The organism is Alteribacter populi (assembly GCF_002352765.1).
In the GTDB taxonomy this organism is placed as follows: Bacteria; Bacillota; Bacilli; order Bacillales; family Salisediminibacteriaceae; genus Alteribacter; species Alteribacter populi.
This window is the reverse complement of the sequence record NZ_KZ293963.1, coordinates 1,170,855-1,196,682: the sequence shown is the minus strand read 5'-3', so window position 1 is coordinate 1,196,682 and position 25,828 is coordinate 1,170,855. Positions and strand designations below refer to the sequence as shown.

At 42.0% G+C, this 25,828-nt stretch carries 24 protein-coding genes; 22 read left to right on the top strand and 2 right to left on the bottom strand.

The features are described 5' to 3' along the window. Positions 1 to 52 precede the first annotated feature (52 nt). The 12 genes from CDZ94_RS05810 to CDZ94_RS05755 all read left to right on the top strand — a co-directional run bounded on the left by CDZ94_RS05810 (position 53) and on the right by CDZ94_RS05755 (position 12,780). Positions 53 to 919: a 3-hydroxyacyl-CoA dehydrogenase gene (locus CDZ94_RS05810; RefSeq protein ID WP_096435567.1), complete on the top strand. Its 867-nt coding sequence runs from the start codon at positions 53 to 55 to the stop codon at positions 917 to 919. Beyond that, positions 916 to 2,121 carry an acetyl-CoA C-acyltransferase gene (locus tag CDZ94_RS05805; protein WP_096435566.1) on the top strand — a complete coding sequence of 402 codons (1,206 nt, stop codon included), beginning with the start codon at positions 916 to 918 and terminating at the stop codon, positions 2,119 to 2,121. The genes CDZ94_RS05810 and CDZ94_RS05805 overlap by 4 nt, the downstream gene beginning before the upstream one ends. 196 nt (positions 2,122 to 2,317) lie before the next feature. Further along, positions 2,318 to 3,214 carry a phenylacetic acid degradation operon negative regulatory protein PaaX gene (gene paaX / locus CDZ94_RS05800; protein ID WP_096440606.1) on the top strand — a complete coding sequence of 299 codons (897 nt, stop codon included), beginning with the start codon at positions 2,318 to 2,320 and terminating at the stop codon, positions 3,212 to 3,214. 472 nt (positions 3,215 to 3,686) lie between these two features. Continuing rightward, positions 3,687 to 4,622 carry a VCBS repeat-containing protein gene (locus CDZ94_RS05795; protein WP_245415704.1) on the top strand — a complete coding sequence of 312 codons (936 nt, stop codon included), beginning with the start codon at positions 3,687 to 3,689 and terminating at the stop codon, positions 4,620 to 4,622. Positions 4,623 to 4,795: 173 nt separating this feature from the next. Beyond that, complete coding sequence (locus tag CDZ94_RS05790) at positions 4,796 to 5,920, top strand: winged helix-turn-helix domain-containing protein (RefSeq protein ID WP_096435565.1); 1,125 nt, start codon at positions 4,796 to 4,798, stop codon at positions 5,918 to 5,920. A gap of 52 nt (positions 5,921 to 5,972) precedes the next feature. Beyond that, entirely contained in the window at positions 5,973 to 7,262 is a 1,290-nt protein-coding gene (locus CDZ94_RS05785) for an MFS transporter (protein WP_157911699.1), read from the top strand. Between the two features lie 176 nt (positions 7,263 to 7,438). Then, positions 7,439 to 7,918, top strand: a complete 480-nt coding sequence (locus tag CDZ94_RS05780) for a DinB family protein (RefSeq protein WP_096440602.1) — start codon at positions 7,439 to 7,441, stop codon at positions 7,916 to 7,918. A gap of 400 nt (positions 7,919 to 8,318) precedes the next feature. Next, the gene (locus tag CDZ94_RS05775) at positions 8,319 to 9,782 is read left to right on the top strand and encodes an Msr family ABC-F type ribosomal protection protein (protein WP_096435563.1); all 1,464 of its coding nucleotides are present in this window, start codon (positions 8,319 to 8,321) and stop codon (positions 9,780 to 9,782) included. Positions 9,783 to 9,798: 16 nt separating this feature from the next. Further along, positions 9,799 to 10,707, top strand: coding sequence for a macrolide 2'-phosphotransferase (locus CDZ94_RS05770; RefSeq protein ID WP_096435562.1), 909 nt, complete (start codon positions 9,799 to 9,801; stop codon positions 10,705 to 10,707). Positions 10,708 to 11,016: 309 nt separating this feature from the next. Next, a complete protein-coding gene (locus CDZ94_RS21170; RefSeq protein ID WP_157911698.1) occupies positions 11,017 to 11,226 on the top strand; it encodes a hypothetical protein in 210 nt (69 codons plus the stop codon). Between the two features lie 204 nt (positions 11,227 to 11,430). Continuing rightward, positions 11,431 to 12,123 (top strand): ribonuclease H family protein, encoded by a 693-nt coding sequence (locus tag CDZ94_RS05760; RefSeq protein WP_096435560.1) that lies wholly within the window; start codon positions 11,431 to 11,433, stop codon positions 12,121 to 12,123. A gap of 309 nt (positions 12,124 to 12,432) precedes the next feature. Beyond that, positions 12,433 to 12,780: a DUF4260 domain-containing protein gene (locus tag CDZ94_RS05755; protein WP_096435559.1), complete on the top strand. Its 348-nt coding sequence runs from the start codon at positions 12,433 to 12,435 to the stop codon at positions 12,778 to 12,780. 391 nt (positions 12,781 to 13,171) lie between these two features. On the opposite strand, the gene CDZ94_RS05750 is transcribed toward CDZ94_RS05755, so the two are convergent. After that, a complete protein-coding gene (locus CDZ94_RS05750) occupies positions 13,172 to 13,699 on the bottom strand; it encodes a gamma carbonic anhydrase family protein (protein WP_096435558.1) in 528 nt (175 codons plus the stop codon). A 64-nt stretch (positions 13,700 to 13,763) separates the two neighbouring features. Between CDZ94_RS05750 and CDZ94_RS05745 the strand changes: the two genes are divergently transcribed. The 7 genes from CDZ94_RS05745 to lpdA all read left to right on the top strand — a co-directional run bounded on the left by CDZ94_RS05745 (position 13,764) and on the right by lpdA (position 21,390). Continuing rightward, positions 13,764 to 14,714: an NAD(P)H-dependent flavin oxidoreductase gene (locus CDZ94_RS05745; RefSeq protein ID WP_096435557.1), complete on the top strand. Its 951-nt coding sequence runs from the start codon at positions 13,764 to 13,766 to the stop codon at positions 14,712 to 14,714. A 211-nt stretch (positions 14,715 to 14,925) separates the two neighbouring features. Continuing rightward, complete coding sequence (locus CDZ94_RS05740; RefSeq protein WP_096435556.1) at positions 14,926 to 15,327, top strand: thioesterase family protein; 402 nt, start codon at positions 14,926 to 14,928, stop codon at positions 15,325 to 15,327. Positions 15,328 to 15,380: 53 nt separating this feature from the next. Beyond that, a complete protein-coding gene (locus tag CDZ94_RS05735) occupies positions 15,381 to 16,487 on the top strand; it encodes a Leu/Phe/Val dehydrogenase (RefSeq protein WP_198520876.1) in 1,107 nt (368 codons plus the stop codon). Positions 16,488 to 16,594: 107 nt separating this feature from the next. Beyond that, entirely contained in the window at positions 16,595 to 17,665 is a 1,071-nt protein-coding gene (gene pdhA / locus CDZ94_RS05730) for a pyruvate dehydrogenase (acetyl-transferring) E1 component subunit alpha (protein ID WP_096440601.1), read from the top strand. Next, positions 17,662 to 18,666 carry an alpha-ketoacid dehydrogenase subunit beta gene (locus tag CDZ94_RS05725; RefSeq protein WP_096435554.1) on the top strand — a complete coding sequence of 335 codons (1,005 nt, stop codon included), beginning with the start codon at positions 17,662 to 17,664 and terminating at the stop codon, positions 18,664 to 18,666. The genes pdhA and CDZ94_RS05725 overlap by 4 nt, the downstream gene beginning before the upstream one ends. A 12-nt stretch (positions 18,667 to 18,678) precedes the next feature. Continuing rightward, complete coding sequence (locus CDZ94_RS05720; protein ID WP_096435553.1) at positions 18,679 to 19,944, top strand: dihydrolipoamide acetyltransferase family protein; 1,266 nt, start codon at positions 18,679 to 18,681, stop codon at positions 19,942 to 19,944. Next, positions 19,945 to 21,390 (top strand): dihydrolipoyl dehydrogenase, encoded by a 1,446-nt coding sequence (gene lpdA / locus CDZ94_RS05715; protein ID WP_096435552.1) that lies wholly within the window; start codon positions 19,945 to 19,947, stop codon positions 21,388 to 21,390. Positions 21,391 to 21,614: 224 nt separating this feature from the next. Here the strand turns inward: lpdA and CDZ94_RS05710 are convergent, their stop codons facing one another. After that, entirely contained in the window at positions 21,615 to 22,112 is a 498-nt protein-coding gene (locus CDZ94_RS05710; RefSeq protein WP_096435551.1) for a molybdopterin-binding protein, read from the bottom strand. A 79-nt stretch (positions 22,113 to 22,191) separates the two neighbouring features. Here CDZ94_RS05710 and glsA point away from each other — a divergent pair, with 79 nt between their 5' ends. From glsA to CDZ94_RS05695, 3 genes are all read left to right on the top strand, one after another. After that, positions 22,192 to 23,121, top strand: a complete 930-nt coding sequence (gene glsA, locus CDZ94_RS05705; RefSeq protein WP_096435550.1) for a glutaminase A — start codon at positions 22,192 to 22,194, stop codon at positions 23,119 to 23,121. 165 nt (positions 23,122 to 23,286) lie between these two features. Further along, complete coding sequence (locus CDZ94_RS05700; protein WP_096435549.1) at positions 23,287 to 23,580, top strand: Fpa/YlaN family protein; 294 nt, start codon at positions 23,287 to 23,289, stop codon at positions 23,578 to 23,580. Between the two features lie 456 nt (positions 23,581 to 24,036). After that, complete coding sequence (locus tag CDZ94_RS05695) at positions 24,037 to 25,317, top strand: IS110 family RNA-guided transposase (protein WP_096434449.1); 1,281 nt, start codon at positions 24,037 to 24,039, stop codon at positions 25,315 to 25,317. The last annotated feature ends 511 nt before the right edge of the window (positions 25,318 to 25,828 follow it).

Sequence of the window (25,828 nt, the reverse complement as noted above, 5' to 3'; positions counted from 1 at the left end):
AAACTTGGTGTCAAGTCAAGTTTTCTATAAATCGTTGAAGGAGGCTACATAGATGAAAACAATTGCCATTGTAGGTTCAGGTGTTATGGGCAGAGGTATTGCTTATGTTAGTGCGGTTGCGGGTTTTAATACAGCACTCATTGATATTAATGACGAAGCATTAGCACTTGCCAAAACAGATATTAGTTCGATTTTTATAAAAGGAATGGAGCGGAATAAGCTCACCGAAGCAGTGGCTGACCGTGCAAAAACAAGATTGACGTATGAGACGAATATGGAGTCTGCTGTCGCAAATGCAGATTTGGTTATTGAAGCGGTGCCAGAAAAGCTTGCGATTAAAAAGCAAGTGTTTGAAACGTTGGATCGTGCTACACCGGTCCACTGTATTTTAGCGACAAATACGTCAACGATGAGTCCAACTGAGATCGGCTCATTTACAAACCGTCCAGAACAAGTGATTGCGATGCACTTTTTTAACCCGGTTCATAAAATGCCGTTAATTGAAATCATTCGCGGACTTGAAACGAATGATAAAACGGTTGAACTGGTTGAAAAAGTTTCTGCACAGCTAGGGAAAGAAACGGTTGTCGTAAACGAGTTTCCAGGCTTTGTGACAAGTAGAATCAGCGCGCTCGTTGGCAATGAAGCTTTTTACATGCTTCAAGAAGGTGTCGGATCACCTGAAGAAATCGACCGGGCAATAAAACTTGGGCTCAACTATCCAATGGGACCGTTTGAGCTCGGAGATTTAGTCGGTCTTGATACACGACTCAACAATTTAACCTATCTTCACGAAAACCTCGGGGAAAAATATCGACCTTGTCCTTTGCTTGTAAAATACGTAAAAGCAGGCAGGTTAGGACGGAAAACAGGCAAAGGGGTATATGATTATTCTCCAAGAAAGGAAGAAGTGCGATGAGAAATGTAGTGATCGTCGACGCAGTACGTACTCCGATTGGCAAATATAAAGGAGCGCTTAAATCCGTCCGCCCTGATGACTTAGGGGCGATTGTTATTAAAGCGATCACCGAACGAAATCCAGATTTACCTGTAGAAGAAATTGAAGAAGTCATCTTAGGTAATGCCAACGGGGCAGGAGAGGATAACCGAAATGTTGCGCGGATGTCAGCACTTTTAGCAGGACTTCCTGTAGAGGCGGCCGGAACGACGATTAACCGTTTATGCGGATCGGGACTCGATGCCGTCAACTATGCTGCACGTGCTGTCATGGCTGGAGAAGGAGACATATTTATTGCCGGTGGGACGGAAAGCATGACGCGGGCACCACTTGTGATGGCAAAACCTACGAGTGATTTTCCGCGCGGGGACATGACGATGCATGACACGACAATCGGCTGGCGGTTCGTCAACCAAAAAATGGAAAAAGAATACGGCGCCGATTCAATGCCGCAAACGGCTGAAAATGTCGCTGAGCGTTATCAGGTATCGCGTGAAGATCAAGATGCATTTGCATTTGAAAGTCAAAACCGGGCAAAGGCTGCAATGGAAGCAGGACATTTTGCAGATGAAATCGTGCCTGTTGAATATAAGGATCGCAAAGGGAATCCGGTTGTAATTGAAAAAGATGAACATCCAAGACCAGGTGTTACGTTAGAAAAGCTCGGTTCTTTGCGCTCGTTGTTTGAAGGCGGAACCATTACCGCAGGAAATGCATCAGGAGTAAATGACGGAGCCTCAGCACTCTTAGTGATGAGTAAAGAAAAAGCAGAAACATTGGGACTAGAACCACTAGCTGAATATGTGACCTCAGCTGTAGCTGGATTAGAACCATCTATTATGGGGTTAGGGCCGATCTACTCGACACGGAAGGCGCTTGAGCGCGCGCGACTTTCAATAAACGACATTAGTCTTGTGGAATTAAACGAAGCTTTTGCCGCTCAGTCGGTAGAGTGTATGCGACAGCTTGAGTTATCAGCGGATATTGTCAATGTAAATGGCGGAGCGATCGCTTTTGGACATCCGTTAGGTGCAAGTGGAGCGAGAATCCTTACGACACTAGTGCACGAAATGAAAAGACGAAAGACGAAGTACGGACTTGCCACGATGTGTGTTGGCGTCGGACAAGGGATTAGTACCGTTGTGAAAGGAATCGATTCTTGATTAAAAGGTTTTAGGGTGGAGCTTTAGGGAAGTGAATCCGTAGCACCTACGATATCCTTCTCGTATAACACGGACAAGGATGTGCGTAAAATTTACATCGTATTTGTTTTCATTTATAATATGGGAACGTGACTAAAAATGAGAAGGTATCAATAGACTTGCTTACTGCTTACGGAAGAGAGAAGGGTTTTGAATGATGGAAGAAAACTTAAATACGAGATCGATGATTTTTACGTTATACGGTGATTATATTCGTCATTACGGTAATGAAATTTGGATCGGTAGTTTAATTCAGCTCTTAAAAGAGTTCGGGCATAACGAGCAGTCGATTCGTGCTGCCATTTCGAGAATGAATAAACAAGGCTGGGTTCAATCAAGGAAGGTCGGCAATAAAAGCTACTATTTTCTAACGGTACGGGGAAAAAATCGTATAGAAGAAGCGGCTGACCGTATTTTCAAATTAAAAAATGAAAAATGGGATGGGAAATGGCGCATGCTTATGTATACGATTCCAGAAACGAAACGTAGCATTCGTGATGAACTGCGAAAAGAGCTAGTCTGGAGCGGTTTTGGCACATTGTCTAATAGTTGCTGGATATCACCTATTCCTTTAGAAAAGCAAGTGGAAGATTTAATTGCAAAATACGATATTCAGGAGTACGTTCACTTTTTCGTCTCCGAATACAAAGGTCCGCGAAAAAACCAGCAAGTCGTTGAGGAATGCTGGAACTTAGATGAAATTAACGAGCGGTATGAAACATTTATATCGACCTATAGCCAGAAATACATCATCGATAAAAACAAGATCGAAAAAGGGAATATGAGTGACGGAGAATGTTTTGTAGAAAGAACCAAACTCGTCCACGAATACCGGAAGTTTTTGTTCGTCGATCCGGGTTTACCCGAAGAACTGTTACCGGATAAATGGCTCGGTGACTACGCAGCGTCTCTTTTCGCGGATTATTACCGCGCATTAGCACAGCCCGCTAGCCGTTTCTTTGAATCTGTTTTTAAAGAAGGCAACGAAATAACAAAACGAAACAAAGAATACAACGCGTTCTCCCATCCGTTGATGGTGAATGAGAAACAGTAATTGTTATTGTTAAAACGCTTGAGGGAGGATCCTCAAGCGTTTTTGGCGACTATTTTTACAGCTCGGTAGGCCTGCATCTGCTCGCTTTCCGCGGACGAACCGCCAAGCCTCCTCACGCTTTGCGGGGTTTCCTCCCATTTCATTTCGTTTTTGGTCACTTACTAAATGCGACATTTGGGGAGGAGCTTCTCGGTAGAGTCGGATTTTAGCGCTTTATGTCGAATCGCTAATATAATGTCAAATTCCGCTGATATAATGCAAATTCGCACTGATATAATTCGATTTGCGCAGGTAAAACGCAATATCCACAGAGATAATACTCAAAGTCAGCCATCGAATGTTCATATTATGAATTTTTTCATGAATGAAAGGGTCCTTGGAGGAAAAGTGGCTAGAAAAAATCGAAAATGCTATCTCGCCGGTTTATTTCATATAATTCTGTATTGAGAATAAAGTGGAAGGCGGGATGAATATGGACATGGATTATTTCAGAAATGCGATACGTTATTATTACACAAAAATCCAAGAAACGAACGAACCGTATTTTTGGTACTACTTGGCTGATGCGCAATTAAGGGCCGGGTTAACAGAAGAAGCATTACAAACGATTAATAATGCCTTGTTGCTACCAAATCCTTATCCTTCAAGGAAAGAGTTATTGGAAGTGCAGGCGAAACTTCAGTCTGTTTCACTAAGAGAAATAAATTTAAACGGTCCTTCAATAGTGACTGCAAAGCAGGGTGATATTGACGGTGACGGGATTATTGACAATGTCTTTCTTACAGCAAATAGTACACCTGATAGTCCATTTTGGGAAAATATTACCTTGATCGTCCAAAATGGAAAAACAAATCATGATCAGCAAATTCCTTTAAAAAATAACGCTGGCTACAATCCAACACTTTTCCTTGGTGATGTTACAGGTAACCACGTGGATGATATTTTAGTAATCATTGATACGGGAGGTAGTGGTGGGACCATTTATGCGTATTTATTTTCTTGTATAAATGGCCAAGTGAGGCAGATTTTCGATTCTGATGTTTTCAATGAAGACTATAAGTACAGTGTAACTTATCTGGATCAATACAAAGCGTCTGTTATCAGCTATAAACGTAAGGAAAAGTACATTCTTGATTTGACTTATAAGGGGCAAGAATATTTATCGGATATTTATGATGGGAATGGAGTTCTAGTGGCACCGATTGAAGGTTGGGTCAATCCTTTGTCTGGTCTGTATCCTGTTGATTTTAACAGAGATGGCACGTATGATCTTAAAGCGTATCAAAGGATTGCAGGGCAGTACAATGCTGACTCACTCGGCTTTGTACAAACCGTTCTCAAGTGGAACGGGCAAGAATTTGTTCCTGACCGGCAGAATGTAGCTATTTTTGGTGGTGACTATCGTTGACAAAAAAAGTGGCGCAACCTTTCCGGTGGTTGCGCCACTATCCTAAACTATAGGTCCCACACGAAGTTTTCACCTGAAAACGGACATGGCTATTCATTTGCCATGTCGTTTTTCTATTCGTTTTCCAATATAATTGAATATAGGAGACGCTTCAGTGGAGAAGGGGAGTTGTTATGAATTTTTCTCAAGCAGATTATTCGCTAACCTGTGAAGGGGATAAGGTTGTGTTACTTAGAAAAGAATTTTTCTTACTCTCATTTTTACATAAGAACCACGGAAGGGCTTTTTCACGTGAGGAAATTTTAGATGCTGTCTGGCCGTTAGAGGAGCCGACGGATCGTACTGTGGATGACCATATTTACCGGCTCAGAAAAAAATTAGCCCCCTTTAAAGGTGTCGTGTCCATTAAAACAGTAAAAGGATTCGGTTATCGCTTAGAGGTCAAAGAGAAAAAACAGTGCGCACCAGACCAGATACCTGAAGAGCTTTTCCAACAGGCGAATCAATTGTTTAATATGTACTATAAGTACGGGCAGGGGAAAGCGCTCAAGGCATTAATGACAAATCAAGATCTGGGCTTTCCTTTGAAAGAAAAGCATGAGAGTGTTCTTCTTTTATTAAAAAGCGACTTCACCTCATTACTTAATAAGGGGGGAAGGGCAATGAACAACAAATTCTTCCCTTTACATCTTTTTGGGTATGTTGAAAATGATACAAAGCGAGTCATCTCAATGTATGAGAAAGTGATCAACATGCAGGTGTTGCGTGAAGAAGAACATATGGACCTCGCTTACTTTAGCTTGCCGATGTTGTATTTGAAGGTGGACCAGGCAAACGCTGCGATGAAGTTGGTTAAACAAGGGCTTGAAGAGATACAATCGGCTGATCACGGCTTTTATCCACTGTTAAAAATAATGAAGACGATCGTGTTGTTTTATGAGAACAAATTGGTGGCGGTTAATGGAGAACTTGTTGCTATTGATCAGCTTCTTAAGCTCCGTCCTTATTTAAGGGAACAGGGAGCTCTTCAGGTCCTAAAAGGGTTAGCTTTATTAGCCGGAGGAGAAAAGATAAAAGGAAGAGATGCGATTAATGAAGGCATTCTCATTATCAATCAGTCAGGACACTCTTATTACTTTTTGTTTATTTACCAGGTACTCGATTTTTTGCTGTCTAAAGCCGGTGCTGATAAAAGGATGATCAGATATTATCAAAGCGAAAAAGGCAAGTACTACAAAACGACGAATTTACTGAATTTAAAAGCAGTTATTCACCAACACATTCGTACGTTCCTCTGATATTCCTCTGACATTCATCATCTACACTTCTATTAAAGGATAGGTGATGGATGTGGATAAACAAACAGCCGAAATCGATTCTATTTGGAAAAATCGTACGTATTTGAAGTTATTCAGCTCATATGCCATCTCCACGATGGGGAAGTTTTTTGACATGTTGGCTGTCATTTTGTTATTTAGCTATGTTTGGCAAACAGAGCCTTGGATGGTTGCTTTAGTGCCTGTCGTTTATGCCCTGCCTCATGCCTTGTTTAGTCAGTTTGCTGGGATCTACGTTGATAAAAATAAAAAGGTTTTCATTATGTTACTAGCAGATGTCGCAACGGCCTGTTTAACGATAATGTTAATTTTTATTTCAAGTCCTTGGGTGGCTTTGGTTATTCTCCTTGTACGGTCGACTTTCACCATTGTTCACTTTCCGGCTCAGCAGGCACTTATTCAACAGGTCGTTCAACCAGACTTCGTGTTAAAAGCGGTTACTTTAAACGGAACGGTGAATCAATTATCTAAAATCATTGGTCCATTTCTTGGAGCGTCAATCGCAGCTGCATTTTCACCAAAAATGAGCTTTGTTATTTATGCCGTGGCTCTAGTGATTTCCGCGTGTATACTGCTTTTTGTCCGGCATGTGGATACCGACCGTTCCAAAGGAACTTCGGACGAAGAAAAGACAGTTTCCTTTTGGCACACATGGCGAAATGGGTGGCATTTATTGTTTCGGTCAAAAGTGCTCTTTATCAGTTTTTGCTTCGCTCTGTTAGCGTTTACGTCTATTCAATTAGTTGACGCTCAATATGCCGTGTTATTCCGGGAAGTGTATCCTGACAACCCTTCCGTATTAGGGTGGGCGATGTCTACTTCAGGTGCGGGAGCTGTAGGGATCCTCCTTTATTTAAATCGGTTAAAGGAATTGAGGAAGTATGGCTGGTACCTAGGGGGTTCGATTTTTTTCATTGGCTTCGGATTTACAACCATTGGTTTTACCCAACCTGGCGTAACTGTTTTGTGGCCAATTGCGGCTTCACTCTTCGTTGGCATAGGCGTTGGCATATTTAGTGTCATCTATAGCTATATCTTGCAAAAGGAAAGCCCCCAAGGAAAAGTCGGGCAAATGTCAGGGATGTTTAACTCGTTAACAGGGATGATTCTACTTGTTGCCCCTGTAACTGGTGGACTTCTTGTTCAGTGGTTTGGTGTATTTACTCTCTATCAGGTTGGCGGATTTACAACATTGTTGATCGGGTTAACCGGTATTATCATGCAAAAGATTTTATGGGGTGGGAAAAGAGAATCCGTTAAAAAAGAAGAGGAGATTCTTAATGAAAAACAAGGGGTTGGCTGATTAGTGATCTCATGTTGTTATTTTATTATGGATCTGTAAAATTCAAACTCAATTGTAGAACGAATGCTTATGACATTGGGAATAAGTTAACTTGCAAAAACTTTCATAAATATAAAGGTATTCTGGGAAAAACAGCCAACTCTAAATTAAACGAGGAAAAAATGGAGGGGTTCGGGTTGAAAACGTTCTTTGAGTATAACTGGCAGGTTCGTGATGAATGGTTTGACTGGTGCAGGCAATTACCTGCTGATGAATGGCTAAAAAGACGAGTCGGCGGTACAGGAAGTATCTTATTTACGCTTTTTCACATTGTCGATGCGGAGTATAGTTGGCTTCGCGCTATCTGTGGAAAAAAAGATATTGAATTACAGTTTAGTGATTACAACACGGTCGAAAAAGTTCAACTGCTCTCAGACACCTGTCGAATGGAGGTAGAAGATCTTTTATCTGCGTGCTTGGAGGAAGCGAATGAAGACGAACTCATCACTGCGCCATGGATTCAAGGTCAATTTGAAAAAAGTGAAATTATTCATCATGTCATTGCCCATGAAATTCATCATGTGGGGCAGCTTTCCATTTGGGCGAGGGAATTAAAGTTACAGCCAGTATCTGCAAATTTTATCGGTAGGGGATTGAAGCCGGTGAAAAACAGTTAAGAATTCGGAAAAAGGAAATTGACATCATTTATACCACAAGATATACTTTGATTATACTTATAAATTAAAGGAGGATTATTAAAAATGTTACCATCCAGAATCCGTTTCCGCACTTTGAACTCGTAATTTAATACGTTCAAAGGCTCTGTTTGTGATTGCAGAGTAAACGGGAGCAGTCTGTCCTTTTTTAATAATCTTCATTTTGCATAGAGATATGTTTTATGTAGAAAGGCGGATCGTTCTGTCTTTCTATTTTTATGTTATAACCTTCCTTTTTTCCAGGATTACTTGGTGAAGTGTTTGACGTTTTACCTTCACTGTAAGGATAGGTTTCTTTTCGTTTACTCTGAATCATAGGCAGATTGCCTATGATTTTTTTAGTAATGGGAGGAAACAGGTAATGGAACAATTATGTTTAGAACTATCAAATATTGAAATATCTTATCTAGATGAAGTGGTGTTAGACATTCCTAAGTTGTCGGTGTATCAGTTTGATCGGATCGGAATTGTTGGAAAGAACGGTGGAGGAAAAAGTACGTTATTAAAGGTGATGAACGGTATTATCACACCGCATCGGGGGCAAGTGAACCGGCTTGTGGACTTTGGGTACTTCGAGCAAACATCAAAGCCCGTGGAGGAGAACGTTGATTATGAGTTGCTTGGAAAACTATTGGTTCCGCAAAACGACCTCGATCAGTTAAGTGGGGGAGAGCAAACGCGGATGAAGTTAGCCCGGTTGTTTTCCACGTATTATGAAGGTTTGTTCATTGACGAACCTACCACACATTTGGATGCTTCAGGAACTGACTTTTTAGTCGAGGAACTTCGGTATTACTACGGTGCTCTTGTTCTCGTCAGCCATGACCGCTACGTGCTGGACCAGCTCGTTACAAAAATATGGGAAGTGGAAGATAGGAAAGTAACCGAGTATACAGGCAACTATTCAGATTATGTGGAGCAGAAAGAATTAGAAAAAAAACAGCAGCAGGAGCAACATGAAAAATACGTGAAAGATAAAAGCCGACTATTAAAAGCTGCTGACGAGAAAATGAAAAAGGCAGACAAGATTACACAGGCGAGTGGACAAATGTCCAAAACAGAGACGAAGGCCACTGCAAACCGAATGTTCATGACAAAATCAAAAGATACTAGCCAAAAATCGGTTCAGCGAGCTGCAAAAGCGATGGAAAAACGGGCAGAGCAGCTGGAAGTGGTTAAAGCGCCTGAAAAAGAAACGGAACTTCATTTTCATCAGCCAGATGCTCTTCAAGTACACAATAAGTTTCCGGTAATGGCTGACCGCCTGACACTGAAGGCTGGGGAGAAGGTTCTGTTAAAAGAAGCGAGCTTTCAATTTGCACTAGGTAAAACGATTGCCATTACTGGAAATAATGGTTCAGGTAAAACAGCGCTTCTTAAGCACATTTTAAGTGCTGGTAAGAGTATCGATCTTTCGCCAAAGGTTGTTTTTGGAGCGTATGAACAAATGGACTACCAGTTTGAGAAAACAGAAGGCGTTCTCGCTTATATGAAAAGAAACACGGATGAAGGTGAAAGCAAGATTCGAGCTGTGCTTCATATGATGAACTTTAGAGGAAGTGACATGAAAAAAGATGTTCGTGAACTGAGCGGCGGAGAAGCTATTCGCCTCGTTTTGTGTCAGCTTTTCCTCGGCAAATACAACGTTCTCGTATTGGATGAACCTACAAACTTTTTGGATGTGGACTGCATCGAAGCTTTAGAAAAATTTCTGAAAGCCTATAAAGGCACCGTTCTTCTCGTTTCACATGACCGGACGTTTATTGAGCTTGTAACAGACAACGTTTATCACATTGAAAATCAACAACTAACATTAAGGAAGTAAGGTGGTTTCATTGACGATGAATAAAAAAGGAAAAGAAATAACAGAGATTGCAAGGAAAAATGGGATTAACGTTCAAGAAGATTCCATCAAAATAAATGATTCAGGGCTAGATTTCCAGGTTGTCCATGCAATTGACAACCGTAATGAAAAATGGATCCTAAGAATTCCGCGAAGGAAAGACGTAATGGCAAAAACCGATCTTGAAAAAAGTGTGTTGGATACTGTAAACAAACATGTTTCGTTTGAAGTTCCGGTCTGGTCTGTTTATACAGACGATCTCATCGCTTATAAGCAGTTATCAGGCGTTCCAGCTGGAACCATTGACCCGGAAATTCAAAACTACGTTTGGGAGTTTGATATAAATAATGTTCCCGAAAGCTACCACGCCTCAATAGGAAAAGTGTTAGCTAAGTTACACCACGTACCTAAAGAGAAATTGAGCCTGCCGGGCTTAACGTTGAATGGTGCCGAAGAAGCAAAAGCGTCGATGATAAAGCGAATGAACGAGGTAAAAGAAACGTATGGCGTTAGGGAGGATCTATGGGCAAGGTGGCAAACATGGCTTGCAAATGATGAAATGTGGCCAGAACACACAGGGTTAATCCATGGCGACGTTCATGCAGGTCATACGCTGATTAACGAGCAGGCAGAGGTGACGGGTTTAATCGACTGGACCGAAGCTGCTGTCACGGATGTATCAAGAGACTTTATAGGTCATTTAAGAACATTTGGCGAACCAGGTTTAGAGAAGGCGATTGCAGCATACAGTAAAGCCGGAGGGGTCACGTGGCCGCTTATGAAAGAACATATTATCGAGCTAACTGCGACTTATGCCATTGATATCGCTGAGTTTGCAAAAGTTTCTGGTGAAAAAGAGTATGAAAGGATGGCCAAAGAAGCTTTGGGAGTGCTGGAGGAAGATTAGAAGGTTACCTTATAGGAAAAACTAGCTCTATTAAAGTGAAGAAAAAATAATAGCAAGTTATTATAGACAGCAATACCATAATGGTTTTTGCTGTTTTTTCAACCTGCTTACTCTTTTTTATGCTTAAATTACCCTGCAATGGTTCAATCACTTGTAATTAGAGGCTGCTGAATAAGTAGCATACGCCTGCGTGGCAAGGGGATATGCTCTTTCTCATGGAGAGAATCTGCAAGGAAATAACTCTTCTTTTGCTAAAAGCCTTGCACTTGATTTTGAGATACACATGGGGGAGCCAAGGGTGCTGCTGCAATGGCGAAGACTCCAGGAAAAGCAACAATGGTCTTCTTGCGACGAGGGACCGCAGGAGCAGCAGAAGACCCCGTAGTGAGCAGCCTTTCGCGAATGAGGATGGTGAAGCGTTGCCTGCGGAAAGCGAGCAGGTGCAGGCCAACGGAGCTACATAGAGTCGTACGTATAATTAACAACATGATACAATTAAAAAATACGATGAAAATATAATTCTGAAATTGTATTGATTTTATAAGGAATCAATTATGAAAAGGGTTCATGCAGTAGGAAATTAATGTTGAGGTAAAATAGAAAAACTAGCAACCTTCTTCAAGTGTTGTATTCTAAACCTGCTTACAATTAGGGGGAAATAATTCCGTTTCATTCAGGGTACAATGGTGATGCAGCTTATTTTCTTTTTGGGGAGGGCTAATAATGAACGTCAGGTTAGAACTCACATACAAAACGCCTAAAGGAGCAGAAACAACATTCAGCTCGGATGACATGCGTGCAGACAAAGCTTTGCTTATTGCAAACGACCTAGAAAGAACAGGACGCTTGAAGAATATAACGTTTGTTGACACTCGTGAACGTAACTGGAGCTTGAAGGAATTAAAGAAGTTCATGGAGGAAGTTGAAACGGAACCTCACAACGTTACCGTTTATTTTGATGGTGGCTTTGATAAACAAACAAAATCATCTGGCTTAGGCTGTGCCATTTATTATGAGCAAAATGGCAAATCATTTCGCCTTCGTAAAAACCGGTTAATCGGGGAGCTTGATACTAATAATGAGGCCGAATACGCTGCGCTTGAACTTAGTTTACAAGAATTAGAGCAATTAGGAGTCCATCACTTGCCCGTTACGTTTGCAGGAGACTCTCAGGTTGTGATAAATCAGCTAACTGGTGAGTGGCCGGTTATGGAAAAGGCGCTTAATAATTGGGCTGACCGAATTGAAGACAGATTTAAGCAGTTAGGAATTGAACCAGAATACACATTACTCTCAAGGAAAAACAACCGTGAAGCAGACCAATTAGCTTCGCAAGCGTTAAAAGAAATTGAAATCACTAGTAAAATTGAGCATAAGAATGAGAAGAGTCCTCTTCAAGACGAACTGCCGAGGTAGTTCGTTTTTAAATAGAGCAAATTGGGGCGAGTCGTATTTTGGCTTATTTTGTCGAATCGCCGATATCTATGCTAATTCCGCTGATAAGACGCCTAAAGTAAGCGATCGTTTAAAAAAGGCGTATTTTAGATCTTAACTAGAAATGGACAGATAAAAAGCTAGTGCTGTGGGACAGAAACGCATAACTATTCTATGAGAAAAGAGGTTTTATTCATAAACATGAAGAAGCTGCGTATGAAAATAAGGTATAGCCGTTTAATCTAAGTGGTAATTATCTTTAATTCATTGAAAAAAGAAGGGGGGATATTGTTGAATAAAAAACTGTTACATGTAGAAGGATTTGCAGTGTTAACTCTGAGTCTTTATTTCTACTCTATTAATGACTTTAGTTGGCTGCTGTTTTTAATATTTATATTAGCGCCAGATCTATCAATGCTAGGATATTTACATAATAATAAAGTAGGTGCGGTACTTTATAATATATTCCATACCTACAGCTTCCCAATCCTAGTTGTGATATGTGGATTATGGTTGTCAAGTCAAACTACCTTAGCAATAGGTATAATCCTAGCTGCTCATATTGGGATGGATAGGATGGTTGGCTATGGTTTGAAGTATCCGACAAACTTTAAAGACACACATTTAAATCGTGTATGAATTAAGGATGGGGAGGGTGCAAATGAATTAAGCGAGTCATGTACAACTCGATTTTTATAAACCTACCAATAAGCAAGCATTAGATGACTTTCGTTTACCTGAAGGTCAAGGAAAATTTACTGCCTTACTCTGATATCATTTCATATTTACATTTTAGCTGTTTCATCATTCTTTCTAATGTTCTATTTCAAAGCGTGTCCGAAAATTGATCTACCTTTTTATTTGATAATTCTGTTAGGATTGATTTTCGTTGGTTTAGCGCGTGTGTATACGTGAACCTGTGTAAATAATGAATGCGTAACGAGACAACGCACCTGTATACTCCACAGGTGCGTTGTCCCTTCCGTAACATATATAATATAAGGGTGTGCCCCGGAACACTGTCTCTTTTCTATCCCTCATTCGCTTCTGAAAACTGCTTCTTAAACTCTCTTCCCTTCTTGTGATATGTATCGATTGTTAATTGAATGAGTTCGAAGTCGTCATCTGTCAATTCACGGACGACTTTACCTGGAGATCCTAAAACGAGCGAGCATGGCGGTATTTTTTTACCGGAAGGAATGAATGTATTTGCCCCTACTAACGACCATTCGCCGATTTCTGTTCCATCTAAAATGGTCGCACCCATGCCGATCAAAGCGCCCTTTCGGATTGTACAGCCGTGCAAAATCACATTGTGGCCAATTGACACTTCGTCTTCTAATACAAGAGGATATTCATCATAAAGGTGTAAAGTAGAATTATCTTGGACGTTGCACCGCTCACCGATTGTAATTGGGGCTTCATCGCCTCTAAGAACGGCGTTAAACCAAACGCTGGATTCTTTTCCGATCGTTACGTCGCCAATAATTCTCGATCCAGGTGCTAAAAAAACACTCTCATGGACTTGTGGATTTTTGTTTCCGAATGGATAAATCATATGAACGCCTCCTGTTTTTATGTTATCTTAAGTATAACATTTTTTTAACGAGGGGAGAAAAAAGATGAATAAAGTGACGCGTTTATTACATATTCAGTATCCGATCATCCAAGGAGGCATGGGAAATATTAGTCATGCTAACCTTGCAGCAGCGATTTCTGAAGCGGGCGGATTGGGAACATTAGGGGTTGGAACGATGACCCTGTCACAAGTAGAGAAAGAACTAGTCAACATTAAAGCGCTGACGAATCAGCCTTTTTGTGTCAACATTCCTATTCGCGTTCAACCAAACGTAAAAGAAGTTGTTCAGTTAATCCTCGACTACAACGTTCCTATCGTCTCCCTATCAGCAGGAAACCCGAAGCCTCTCATCCCTGTTCTTAAAGAAGCGGGAGTGACGATTATTGTCGTCGCAGCTTCTGTCAAACAAGCAAAAAAAGCAGAGGAAGCTGGAGCAGATATCATTGTCGCTGAAGGGTATGAAGCAGCAGGCATCAATTCTGCGTTTGAAACGACAACGATGACGCTCATTCCCCAAGTAGCTGACGCTGTTGATATACCAGTTGTAGCAGCAGGCGGGATCGGTGACGGAAGAGGCGTAGCTGCTGCCTTTTGTCTTGGTGCAGAAGGAGTTCAGATGGGGACCCGGTTTATTGCAACAAAAGAAGCACTCGTTCATGAACATTATAAACAAAAGCTGATGGAATCTACTGACGTGGATACACTCGTTGTCGGAAGGTCTTTAGGTAAGATTCGCAGACTATTAAAAACCTCTTATGCAGAGGAGCTATTGGAGCTTGAGAAGCAAGGAACAAGCTTGGAGGAATTTGATAGAAGAACGGATGAAACCCATCATATTGCGGGTGCGATCTACGGGAACATTGATAAAGGTCATTTAAATGGAGGGCAAATCGCTGGATTAATTCGTGATGTTCCCACCGTAAAAGAACTAATCGAATCCATGATCGCCGACGTTTCCCAGCTCTCAGAGAGATTAAAAACGACAGTAAAATAAATGGATGATAAAAGACACTTTACTTTGAGAGTGTCTTTTTGTCTGAGAAAAGGAAGTAGAGAGCGACAGCTAACGCTTTGCCTCCAATGATAGAGGAAGAGGTAATGTGTAATTTTAATCATCTGAAAATTAAGAAATAAATTTGACGTTTGTATGACGTGATGTTATTCTATCGTTATATAAACGTTATTTAAAATGGGGGGGTACATAAATGAAGCCAGGTATGGAAGTTGGGCAAAAAGCAACCATTTCAGTTTCCGTTACACCTGATATGTATGCGCAATTTGAAGGAAATGTCGTCCATCCTGCCTATTCAACGGTTTCCATGGTCTACCACATGGAATGGGCTGCGAGGCAAATTATTCTTCCTTACATAGAAGAAGGAGAGGAAGGGATTGGAGCTGCGGTCACAGTGAAGCATCTTTCACCGACACCAGCGGGAGAAGAGTTAGCTGTAACGGCTACATTAACAGAGTTAGTAGCAAATAAAATTGTCTGCGCTCTACAGGTTATACATGGTGATCATGTTGTAGGGAAAGGCGAGGTCACACAATTTATATTGCCGCGAAAAGACTTAGACGAAAAAATAGAACAAGCGAAGACCGTTTTTTAAGTGAAAATGAAAGCGTTTTCTAAGTGGGTCAAACGCAAATAGGGGGATGAATGATGCTATCATTCGAACGCATTAGCGATCATGAACAAGTCGTCTTCTGTAACGATGAAGATACGGGATTAAAGGCTATCATTGCGATACATAACACAACCTTAGGCCCGGCATTAGGCGGCTGTCGAATGAGACCTTATGTGACTGTTGATGATGCACTGGAAGATGTCCTTCGCCTTTCAAAGGGGATGACATATAAATGTGCAGCAGCAGATGTTGATTTTGGGGGAGGAAAAGCAGTTATTATCGGTGATCCCGAACAGGATCGATCACCGGAACTTTTTCGCGCTTTTGGGCAATTTGTGGAGTCTTTGAATGGGCGTTTTTACACTGGAACAGACATGGGGACCACCCCTGATGACTTTGTTCATGCTCGTAAAGAAACACATTGTATCGTCGGTGTTCCGGAAGCTTACGGCGGGAGTGGTGATTCTTCGGTACCAACATCTCTTGGCGTTATTTATGGCCTTAAAGCGACCAATAAGATGCTCTTTGGCTCTGATTCGTTGTTTGGTAAACGTTACGCGATACAAGGACTTGGAAAAGTGGGCTACAAAGTGGCAGAGACGCTCCTAGAAGAAGGGGCTGAGCTTTATGTGTCTGATATTAATCACGAAGCTCTTCTTAACATTTCCAGCCGAGCAGAGCAGCTTAGCGGCTCTGTAAAGATTGTCTCAGGAGATGATATCTATTCAACCGATGCTGATATTTTTGTTCCCTGTGCTTTAGGAGGGATTATTAATGACCAGACAATTAATCGGTTTAAATGTCGAGCGATTGTTGGTTCGGCAAATAATCAGCTCCTGGACTTGAAACACGCGGAACTCCTTAAAAATCGCGGGATTCTTTATGGTCCCGATTATATCGTGAATAGCGGCGGTCTTATCCAAGTAGCTGATGAGCTTTACGGGCCGAATAAAGAGCGCGTCCTTCGCGGAACAAAAGCGATCTATGAAACACTCACGGAAATTTATTTGCAATCCAATATTCAAGGAATTTCTACGGAAGCGGCAGCGAATGACTTTTGTGAATCAAGAATCGAAAGCCGTAAAAAGCGTAACAGCTTCTTTTCACATAAAAAGCGGTTAAAGTGGGAAGTTCGCTGCTAACTATACGAGTTCAAGATGAAGGGTGCCTAGAGCCGAGGAACTATTTTTACCGGACTGTTGAACGTCCTTTATCATTTCAAATCCTGGAGGGATAATAAATGACAGCAATGGAGAAGGAATTTCCGATCAAACAAATCATTGACGGTAATGGTAATCTCATTGATTCAACATTTGGTTCTGAGATTACTGAAGAGCTGTTAAAAGAGCTGTATACAAAGATGCTTCGTGCCAGAACGTTAGATCGTAAGAGTGCGAACCTGCAACGGCAAGGTCGAATTGGGACCTATGCACCCTTCGAAGGTCAAGAAGCAGCTCAAGTGGGCAGTGCGTCAGCTTTAGAAAAAGGAGACTGGATGTTTCCAACGTACCGTGACCATGCAGCTACGTTAACGTTTGGTCATTCACTTTCTACGATTTTGCTTTATTGGAAAGGTAGAGTTGAAGGGTGTGTACCTCCTGAAGGAAAAAACATTTTCCCGCCGGCGGTTCCGATTGCTACCCAGCTTCCTCATGCAACTGGAGCAGCACTTGCCGAGAAAAGAAAAGGATCAGACCGGGTTTCGATTGCCTATTTCGGTGACGGAGCGACGTCAGAAGGCGATTTTCATGAAGGGTTGAACTTTGCAAGTGTGTTCAAAGCGCCTGTCGTATTTTTTAATCAAAACAATGGGTATGCGATTAGCGTACCCATTGAAAAACAAATGAATTCAAAGACGATTGCGCAAAAGTCAGTGTCTTATGATATCGATGGCGTGCGAGTGGACGGAAATGATGTTTTTGCTGTCTATTTTGAAACGAAAAAGGCGATTGAAAAGGCAAGAAAAGGCGAAGGCCCAACTCTGATAGAAGCTGTCACTTGGCGTTATGGTGCTCATACGACAGCGGATGACCCAACAAAATACCGTGACCAGGAGCTTAGCGCTGAAAAACGGAAATTAACAGATCCGTTATTACGAATAGAGCGGTATATGGAAAAACAAGGTGTGTGGGAGGAAGGTTGGAAAGCGCAAGTGCAAAAACAGTGCGAAGAGGAAATCGAAAAAGCCGTGGTTGAAATGGAGGCTTATCCAGAAGCAGACGTGAACGATATTTTTGATCATGTATTTGAAGAACCAACGTGGACGATTAAACAGCAAAAGGAAGCTTTTTTATCCATGAAGCGAGGTGAAACCGTATGAAAACGATGGCTGATGTAAAAACAAATAAGCTTACACTCGTTCAAGCGGTGACTGATGGTTTACGAACAATGATGAAAGAACATGATGACGTGCTTGTTTTAGGAGAAGACGTTGGGAAAAACGGCGGGGTGTTCCGGGCAACAGACGGCCTGGTCGACGAGTTTGGAGAGGATCGAATCGTTGACACACCTCTTGCGGAAGCGGGCATCATCGGAACGTCAATTGGGCTCGCCATTAACGGATTTCGACCGGTCGCGGAAATGCAATTTTTAGGCTTTATTTATCCAGCTTATGAGCAAATCATGACCCATGCTTCACGAATCCGAACAAGAACGATGAGCCGTTTTAACGTACCGATGGTCATCCGTGCTCCGTATGGTGCTGGTATTCGTGCACCGGAAATTCATTCTGATAGTGTAGAAGCGCTCTTTACGCATATGCCAGGTATTAAAGTGGTCGTACCATCGAATCCGTATGATGCAAAAGGGCTGCTGATTGCAAGCATTGAAGATCCAGACCCTGTATTGTTTATGGAGCCGATGAGGAGCTATCGTTCGATTAAATCTGATGTGCCTGAAGAAAAATACACCGTCGAGCTCGGGAAAGGTGCAAAAGTGACGGAAGGGGACGATGTGACTGTTATTGCATGGGGCAATATGGTAGCTGTCGCACAAAAAGCCGTTGAGAAAATCGAGAAAGAACAGGGTGTGTCCTGTGAGCTGCTCGACTTAAGAACGTTGTATCCTCTTGATAAAGACATCATTGCAGAGTCTGTTATGAAAACCGGAAGAGCCGTCATCGTACATGAAGCACCTTCGACAGGTGGCGTAGGGAATGATGTGTTATCGATCATTAACGACAATGCGTTTTTATACTTACGTGCACCTGTAGAAAAAGTAGCTGGATTTGATACACCAATACCGTTCTTTTCACTAGAGGAAGACTACTTGCCAACACCAGATCGCGTTCTAAAATCAATTGAAAATGTGGTTACGTTTTAGGAGGGGAAATCTATGGTCGAAGTTAAGCTTCATGATGTGGGAGAAGGGATGACAGAAGGTGAAATTAGTGAATTTCTCGTTCAAGTTGGTGATCAGGTAAAGATCGACCAACCGCTCGTTGAGGTGCAAACAGATAAAGTGTCTGCAGAGCTTCCTTCTCCAGTAGCAGGAACTGTTAAAGAAATTCGCGCTGAAATCGGAGAGGTCGTTACAGTAGGAACTACGGTACTTGTTCTTGAAAAAGAAGGAGCTAGTGTAGATAATGACGAACAACCAGAGGGACAGCCAAAAGAGAAGTCTGCTTTAGGGCAAACGAAAGTTCAAATGAAGATTTCACGACATCAACCCACGAAAAATACCCACCGTGTTCTCGCAACTCCTTATACACGACGGATCGCCTTAGAAAACCGCGTGGATATTGAGAAGATTACAGGGACGGGTCCCGCGGGAAGAGTGATGGATGATGATGTTTATCGGTTTGTAAAAGGTGAGCAAGAAGCACCGGCGGCTTCTGTAGCCGCAGAGCCTGTGGTAGAGAAGGATACTGCATCTAAAGAAAGCACATTACCGCAGACACCTGCAAAAACGATTCCTTATCGCGGTCGCCGCAAGCAAATTGGCACGAAGATGACACATTCTCTTCAAACCATTCCTCACGTGACACATTTTGATGAAGTGGATGTAACAAATGTACTTGCTCTAAGAGAAGAACTAAAAGCGGAGCAAGGAGAAAGTGGATCGACGGTTAGTGTAGCCGCTTTTTTCATTAAAGCTCTTGCGATCACGTTAAAAGACTTCCCGATCTTTAATGCGATTTTAAACGAAGAAAAGCAAGAGATTCAACTGCAGGACGCATACAATATTGGCCTTGCAGCTGATACCGATGAGGGGCTTATTGTCCCAGTCGTAAAGAGTGCGGATCAAAAATCGATTACAGAGATTCATACAGAAATGAAGCGAGTAATGAAGCTGGCAAAAGAAAACAAGTTGTCCAAAGCAGATCTCACTGGTGGTACATTTACCGTAAGCAACGTAGGTCCTCTTGGCAGTGTAGGAGCAACACCGATTATCAACCACCCAGAAGTAGCATTAATAGCGTTTCATAAAACGAAAAAAATGCCAGTCGTTAGAAATGATGAAATTGTCATTCGCTCGGTAATGAATCTCTCGATGTCGTTTGACCACCGTGTGGCTGATGGTGCGGCGGCTGTAGCGTTTACGAATCGATTTGCAGAACTTATTGAAAACCCTACTAAGATGATGCTGGAGATGGTGTAGATGGTAGTTGGAGAAATTGTCCAGGATAAAGATCTCATTGTCATAGGAGGCGGACCAGGAGGGTACTCAGCAGCCATTCGCGCGGCTCAGATTGGTCTGGATACGGTTTTAATCGAGAAAGAAAATATGGGGGGGGTTTGTCTGAATGAAGGCTGTATCCCATCCAAAGTGTTCACACATAGTGCATCCACCTTCTCCATAACAAAAAGCGTTTCGCAATTTGGTATTCAGACAGGTGAAGTCACATTTGAACTGGAGCGGATGCATGAATGGAAAGACAAAGTCGTTTCTGGTTTAAAAGGTGGCGTTGAGGCGTTATGCAAAGCGAATAAAATTGAGGTTATTAAAGGTGAAGCTTCTTTTTTGTCAGACGATCGTATCGGTGTCGAAAGTGGTCATCAATTTGACACGTATCGTTTTAAACAAGCTATCATAGCAACAGGAAGCACGTTAATTCATCCGAAACACATTGCTATTGATCATGAAAGAATCTTAGATACACGGTCGATTTTTAAAATAAACACGGTCCCAGAGCACCTCGTTGTCCTAGGGTCGGATTATATTTCACTAGAAGCTGCATTCGGTTATATGCAGTTAGGCGCTAGCGTCTCGATTATTTTAGATGAGGAAACAGATGGTTTTGGCTTTGATTTAAGCATTGAAAAAGAATTGCAACGAGTGTTGAAAAAAAGAAAAATTCGCGTCTATAAAAAAAGTCGTGTTACGCAAGTTACAGAGATTGAAAAGGGTGTCAAGATAGAAATTGAATCACAAAAAGGCAAAGAAGAACTGACGTGTTCTCATTTCTTTGCCGCATCGAAACAAGAGCCGAATACAGCGGACCTTGGCCTTGATCGTGCGGGTGTCACGTTATCGCCTGACGGTTATATTGATGTGAACCAATTTGCTCAAACTAATGTCGCTTCGATTTATGCTGTAGGAGATGTGACGCCTGGACCAGCCTTGGCTGTTAAAGCTTTGAAGCAAGGAAAAGTAGCAGCAGAGAATTGCAGTGGTCACCTAGCAACCTTTGATTTGCACTTTATCCCTCGGGTGGCACATACAAACCCACCGATCGCCTCTGTTGGGTTAACAGAAGCTGAAGCAGTCACAGCCGGATATGATGTGAAGGTGAGTGAATTTGCTGCCGCTGGAAACGGATTTGCAAGTATCCTCGGTGAAAAAGAAGGGAAAACGAAAATCGTAGTGGACCAAAACACCGATATGCTTCTGGGCTTTCATACGATTGGACAAGGTGCTGTCGAACTCATTTCTCACGGTGTAACCGCGCTTGAGATGGTGGCGAGAGATGAAGATTTATCATATCCGTTTTATCCACACCCAAGTTTGAATGAAAATTGGCTAGAAGCAGTGGAAGGGATAAAGGGGCGTGCGATTCATATGGCACCAGAAAAGAAAAAGCCTGTTACGAATGCTTCAAAGTAATCGGAAAAACGGCACTTAAAGATTAATGTCGTTACTTAATTAAAACAGGAACCTCCTAAATCAAGGAGGTTCCTGTTTTTTCCGTGGGGTGGCGAAGATTACCTCGAATAGTAAATGTCTAGTTATTTAACTTAATGAAAAAGACACCGAAAGCTGTTTCGGTGTCCATGTTTACTTACATGTAAAAAAGGAAATGATAAAACATTGACTCTTGTTTGGAAATGTTATTCGACAATAATTTTTACGATGTGGGTTAACGGGTTTTCTTGATTCGACCCATCCTTTTCATAAGCGTGAACGGGACCGGTTTCTTTTAACGGTTTTCCTTTATGAGAAAACGCCAAAATTAAGTCTTTCCCCTCATCAAAGCTCATTTTTGTCTGTTCACCCTTTGCGGTCTCAAAAATAAGCGATTGTACGTCTTCTCTTGGGGAAGCGTTTTCTAAAAACGGCGCTAAAGGAATACCGAAGCTTTCTGTTTGAATCGCTTTGCGGTCTACTTTAACATCATTTTCGTTTTTTACCTTCATCCCTTGTGATCGGTGACTGTCCCATGCTTTTGCTAGGCTTTGATCTTCGAAAAGGTCCTCTGATGTGTATTCATTAGAAAAGAACGCCTCGAGGTTTACCTTGCGGGAGTCGAAGATAAAAGAGCCCGGGTCTAAAGTAATCGTATGTTCGGTGTTTCCAGTAATAGTTACAATCATCTCTTGTTGGTTCATCAGTTTCACTCCTCTAATTGAAAGTATAAAAGCTATAACCACATTTGTCACATGTCGATTTACTTCAGGAGGTTCTTAAATGATTTGTGAAGATAAAGAAGTTCTAGCATCAATGATTGAAGAAGCCCGGACTTACACGGGTTATGGCCAGCTAGCAGATTATATCCCTGCACTAAGGGAAGCGGATCCATCGGTTTTGTCTTTGGCAATTTATGATGGTGGAGAAACTTGTGCTGCAGTCGGAAACGTTGACGAAACGTTTACACTACAGAGCATTTCAAAAGTATTGTCACTAGCGTTAGCATTAATGGACCAAGGCGAGGAGGAAGTATTCTCACGCGTTGGTATGGAACCGACAGGAGATCCGTTTAATTCGATCATTAAACTGGAGACAAATCAACCGAATAAGCCTCTTAATCCGATGATCAATGCCGGAGCATTAGCAGTGACTTCGATGATTAGTGGTGAAACACCAGACCATAAACTCGGTAGGTTACTTACGTTTATCCATGAATTAACTGGGAATCCGGAAATTCGTTATGATGAGAAGGTGGCTGAATCTGAACTAAAAACGGCTCATTTAAACCGTTCACTCAGTTATTTTATGAAGCAGCACGGTGTATTTGACGACGATGTGGAAGACCTATTAGACCTATATACGAAGCAATGCGCTATTGAAGTAAGCTGTCAGGACCTTGCTAAAATTGGTTACGTAATCGCAAATGAAGGAAAGCATGTTTTTTCCAAGCGGCCGATTATCCCTCTGCATATTGCACGAATTTTAAAAACGTTCATGGTCACTTGCGGGATGTACAATGCTTCGGGGGAGTTCGCGATTCGAGTAGGGATCCCGGCTAAAAGTGGTGTCTCGGGTGGTATTATGGCTTCTATCCCTCATGGTCTCGGAATCGGTATTTATGGTCCTGCACTTGATGATCGTGGAAATAGTATTGCCGGTATGAAGCTTTTAGAGTCTTTGTCACATCGCTATGATTTAAGTATCTTTTAAGTTAAGGCTCGTTACTGTAAATGTGCACTTTTGGGCGGCTTTCAATTTTTCCAATAATCAGGAACTTGGTTTCGCTTTTCTGACTATATCTATTGCATTTTATGGGTTGAAAAGATAATATAAATAAGTAGGGATAGTTTCTTTTGGATAATAGGAGGGATGACAATGTCAATTGAGACGTTATCCGGACAGAGTGAAAAAGCGTATGCCCTTCTAAAAGAAGATGCTCAAAAAATTTTGAATCTCATTGAAGTGCAGATGACGAACTTGACTATGCCTCAATGTCCTCTGTATGAGGAAGTATTAGATACACAAATGTTCGGACTTTCTAGGGAGATCGATTTTGCTATTCGTTTAAGCCTTATTCAAGAAGAGGAAGGTAAACAGTTGCTCGATCAGCTGGAAAAGCAGTTATCAGCCTTACATGAAGCCTGTTTAAGAGAAAATAAAAAGGCTTAGTATTTCAGAAAAACCAAGCTTGTTGCCATACAAGCTTGGTTTTATTTAACTTTAATAGAGTTTAACTTCTCTAAAAGGGGTAAAGTGTAAGCACAACTAAAGCTTTCTTTATAAAACGGATAGCTACCTGCACGCCGCCGTCTCAAGGATTAGAGAAGATGCTTGCCCTGTCACACATAGCATGACAGTTTTTTAGCTCAAATGATGCCATTTTTTGATTATTTCTTCTTGTAAAAAGCGGATCATTTTGTAGCTCCGTTGTCCTGCATCTGCTCGCTTTCCGCGGACGAACCGCCAAGCCTCCTCGGGAAAAGCGCCCTGCGGGGTCTCGACTGGTCCGTTTTTCCGCAGGAGCATTCCTGTCGGATAGGTTTTACCCCTATTGATAAAAAAAGGATCCTCCGATATGATGCAAGGTGCAAAAACAAACCAGCAATCACAAAGGAGGAACCCTTCATGAATCGTAGTAGAAATGAACGAATTAATCAAGTCAACGAAAACACTCTAGTTATTGGAATCGATATTGCAAAAAAGAATCACTATGCCTGTGCCGTCGATTTGCGCGGACGCGAATTAACGAAAGTATGGCGCATCCACCAGTCAAAAGATGGTTTCATCCATTTTGAGCAGGCTGTTAGACAACTGATGGAGACACACAACAAATCAAATGTGCTCATCGGTTTTGAAGCAACCGGCCACTACTGGATGAACCTTGCGGCTATGCTGGAGGCTTTCGAATTCCCTTTTGTCATCGTCAATCCAATGCATGTAAAACAATCCAAGGAAATGGACGATAATTCTCAAACGAAGAACGACGCTAAAGATGCACGCGTTATAGCGAAACTTCTTCCTAACGGCTATTTTAGTATACCGCGGAAGATGACAACCGCTGAACATCACATGAGGCATGGATCCGCAATCCGGGAACGATTACGAAAAGATATCTCTTCCGTAAAAAACAGGATACAGCGATGGAAGGATCTTTACTTTCCGGAATTCAATCAAGTCTTCAGTGAATTGGGCCAACAAGCTCTTGCCGTTTTAAAGCTGACACCTCTTCCCCAGGATGTTCCACATTTGTCTGTCGAAGAGATGGTCAGGCAACAGAAGAAAGCTGGCGCCAAGTATGCTGGGAAACCCAAAATGGTGACCCTGATTGAAGTGGCTCGTCACTCTATTGGCGTAACACGCAGTCAGGAAATGTCACGGCTGGAGATTCGCAGCCTTGTTCAACAGCTGGAACTATTGGAATCACAACTTGAAGAGGTGACTTCCCAGATGGTTGAGCAGGCCCAGTCATTAGAAGAGTTTCAGTACCTCGTCTCCATTCCGGGAATCAGCGAGAACACTGTAAGCGAGTTATTGGCTGAAACAGGCTCTATGCGCAATTACAGGCATCCACGCCAACTCATTAAGCTAGCGGGACTTACGTTGCGTGAGAACAGTTCAGGTCAGCATAAAGGCACAAAGAAGATCTCTAAACGCGGAAGAAAACGACTACGAGCCTTACTTTATAAAGCGATCCTTCCGCTCATTCAGAACAATGCAAGCTTTCGTCAACTGTACATGCATTATCACTCACGGGAACAAAATCCACTGACCAAGAAAGAAGCAATGGTTGTGCTATGCAGAAAGCTGCTTCAGGTGTTCCATGGACTTAGCAAGAAACAGGCAATGTTTGACCCTGAGAGAATGTTGATAGACTCTTCCAACTATCCTCAGAACAAGGCAGCGTAAGGCTTCACAGTGCTTTAATGTACCTTTGACAACACAGGCACAGAGATTCGGCAAGACGGAGACTTTAGACGCCCAGTAAAGGGCAGTCCATGCAGGAGTAAGAGTCCGAGATCTGCGTCAGGCAAGACCCAACGAAGGAATGTAGGCACTTGATGCCAGGAGACATGGGAGGGTAAGTCACCTGATTGTAGCAGAGTTTTTCTCGTGTGAATTACACCTATATATGGAAATGTATCCCACATTCCCAACGCAACGCGTAATCTCTAAATACAGTAAATGTATTTACAAGAATTATGTGGACCTTGGCAGTCGGAGGCGAGTACAAAAAAATTTTTTAGGGCCTCAAAATCCGGGCGGACCCCCGCCATATCAACTTTTCCTGAGGGAGTCTCGCAGATTCCGGCCAACTGCGTAGAAGATCTTTTTTTATTAGGCTCTTTTCTAAAAGATTGTTGCTATTTGTTTTTTGAGGCTTTTTCAAGTCAAATGATAGTGGAGGACAAATTCATTC

What these genes read in the sequence shown, in the direction of transcription:
- CDZ94_RS05810 (WP_096435567.1), top strand. Translation starts at nt 53, where the DNA reads ATGAAAACAATTGCCATTGTAGGTTCAGGTGTTATGGGCAGAGGTATT.
- CDZ94_RS05805 (WP_096435566.1), top strand. Translation starts at nt 916, where the DNA reads ATGAGAAATGTAGTGATCGTCGACGCAGTACGTACTCCGATTGGCAAA.
- paaX (WP_096440606.1), top strand. Translation starts at nt 2,318, where the DNA reads ATGGAAGAAAACTTAAATACGAGATCGATGATTTTTACGTTATACGGT.
- CDZ94_RS05795 (WP_245415704.1), top strand. Translation starts at nt 3,687, where the DNA reads ATGGACATGGATTATTTCAGAAATGCGATACGTTATTATTACACAAAA.
- CDZ94_RS05790 (WP_096435565.1), top strand. Translation starts at nt 4,796, where the DNA reads ATGAATTTTTCTCAAGCAGATTATTCGCTAACCTGTGAAGGGGATAAG.
- CDZ94_RS05775 (WP_096435563.1), top strand. Translation starts at nt 8,319, where the DNA reads ATGGAACAATTATGTTTAGAACTATCAAATATTGAAATATCTTATCTA.
- CDZ94_RS05770 (WP_096435562.1), top strand. Translation starts at nt 9,799, where the DNA reads ATGAATAAAAAAGGAAAAGAAATAACAGAGATTGCAAGGAAAAATGGG.
- CDZ94_RS21170 (WP_157911698.1), top strand. Translation starts at nt 11,017, where the DNA reads ATGGCGAAGACTCCAGGAAAAGCAACAATGGTCTTCTTGCGACGAGGG.
- CDZ94_RS05760 (WP_096435560.1), top strand. Translation starts at nt 11,431, where the DNA reads ATGAACGTCAGGTTAGAACTCACATACAAAACGCCTAAAGGAGCAGAA.
- CDZ94_RS05750 (WP_096435558.1), bottom strand. Translation starts at nt 13,699, where the DNA reads ATGATTTATCCATTCGGAAACAAAAATCCACAAGTCCATGAGAGTGTT.
- CDZ94_RS05745 (WP_096435557.1), top strand. Translation starts at nt 13,764, where the DNA reads ATGAATAAAGTGACGCGTTTATTACATATTCAGTATCCGATCATCCAA.
- CDZ94_RS05740 (WP_096435556.1), top strand. Translation starts at nt 14,926, where the DNA reads ATGAAGCCAGGTATGGAAGTTGGGCAAAAAGCAACCATTTCAGTTTCC.
- CDZ94_RS05735 (WP_198520876.1), top strand. Translation starts at nt 15,381, where the DNA reads ATGCTATCATTCGAACGCATTAGCGATCATGAACAAGTCGTCTTCTGT.
- pdhA (WP_096440601.1), top strand. Translation starts at nt 16,595, where the DNA reads ATGGAGAAGGAATTTCCGATCAAACAAATCATTGACGGTAATGGTAAT.
- CDZ94_RS05725 (WP_096435554.1), top strand. Translation starts at nt 17,662, where the DNA reads ATGAAAACGATGGCTGATGTAAAAACAAATAAGCTTACACTCGTTCAA.
- CDZ94_RS05720 (WP_096435553.1), top strand. Translation starts at nt 18,679, where the DNA reads ATGGTCGAAGTTAAGCTTCATGATGTGGGAGAAGGGATGACAGAAGGT.
- lpdA (WP_096435552.1), top strand. Translation starts at nt 19,945, where the DNA reads ATGGTAGTTGGAGAAATTGTCCAGGATAAAGATCTCATTGTCATAGGA.
- CDZ94_RS05710 (WP_096435551.1), bottom strand. Translation starts at nt 22,112, where the DNA reads ATGAACCAACAAGAGATGATTGTAACTATTACTGGAAACACCGAACAT.
- glsA (WP_096435550.1), top strand. Translation starts at nt 22,192, where the DNA reads ATGATTTGTGAAGATAAAGAAGTTCTAGCATCAATGATTGAAGAAGCC.
- CDZ94_RS05700 (WP_096435549.1), top strand. Translation starts at nt 23,287, where the DNA reads ATGTCAATTGAGACGTTATCCGGACAGAGTGAAAAAGCGTATGCCCTT.
- CDZ94_RS05695 (WP_096434449.1), top strand. Translation starts at nt 24,037, where the DNA reads ATGAATCGTAGTAGAAATGAACGAATTAATCAAGTCAACGAAAACACT.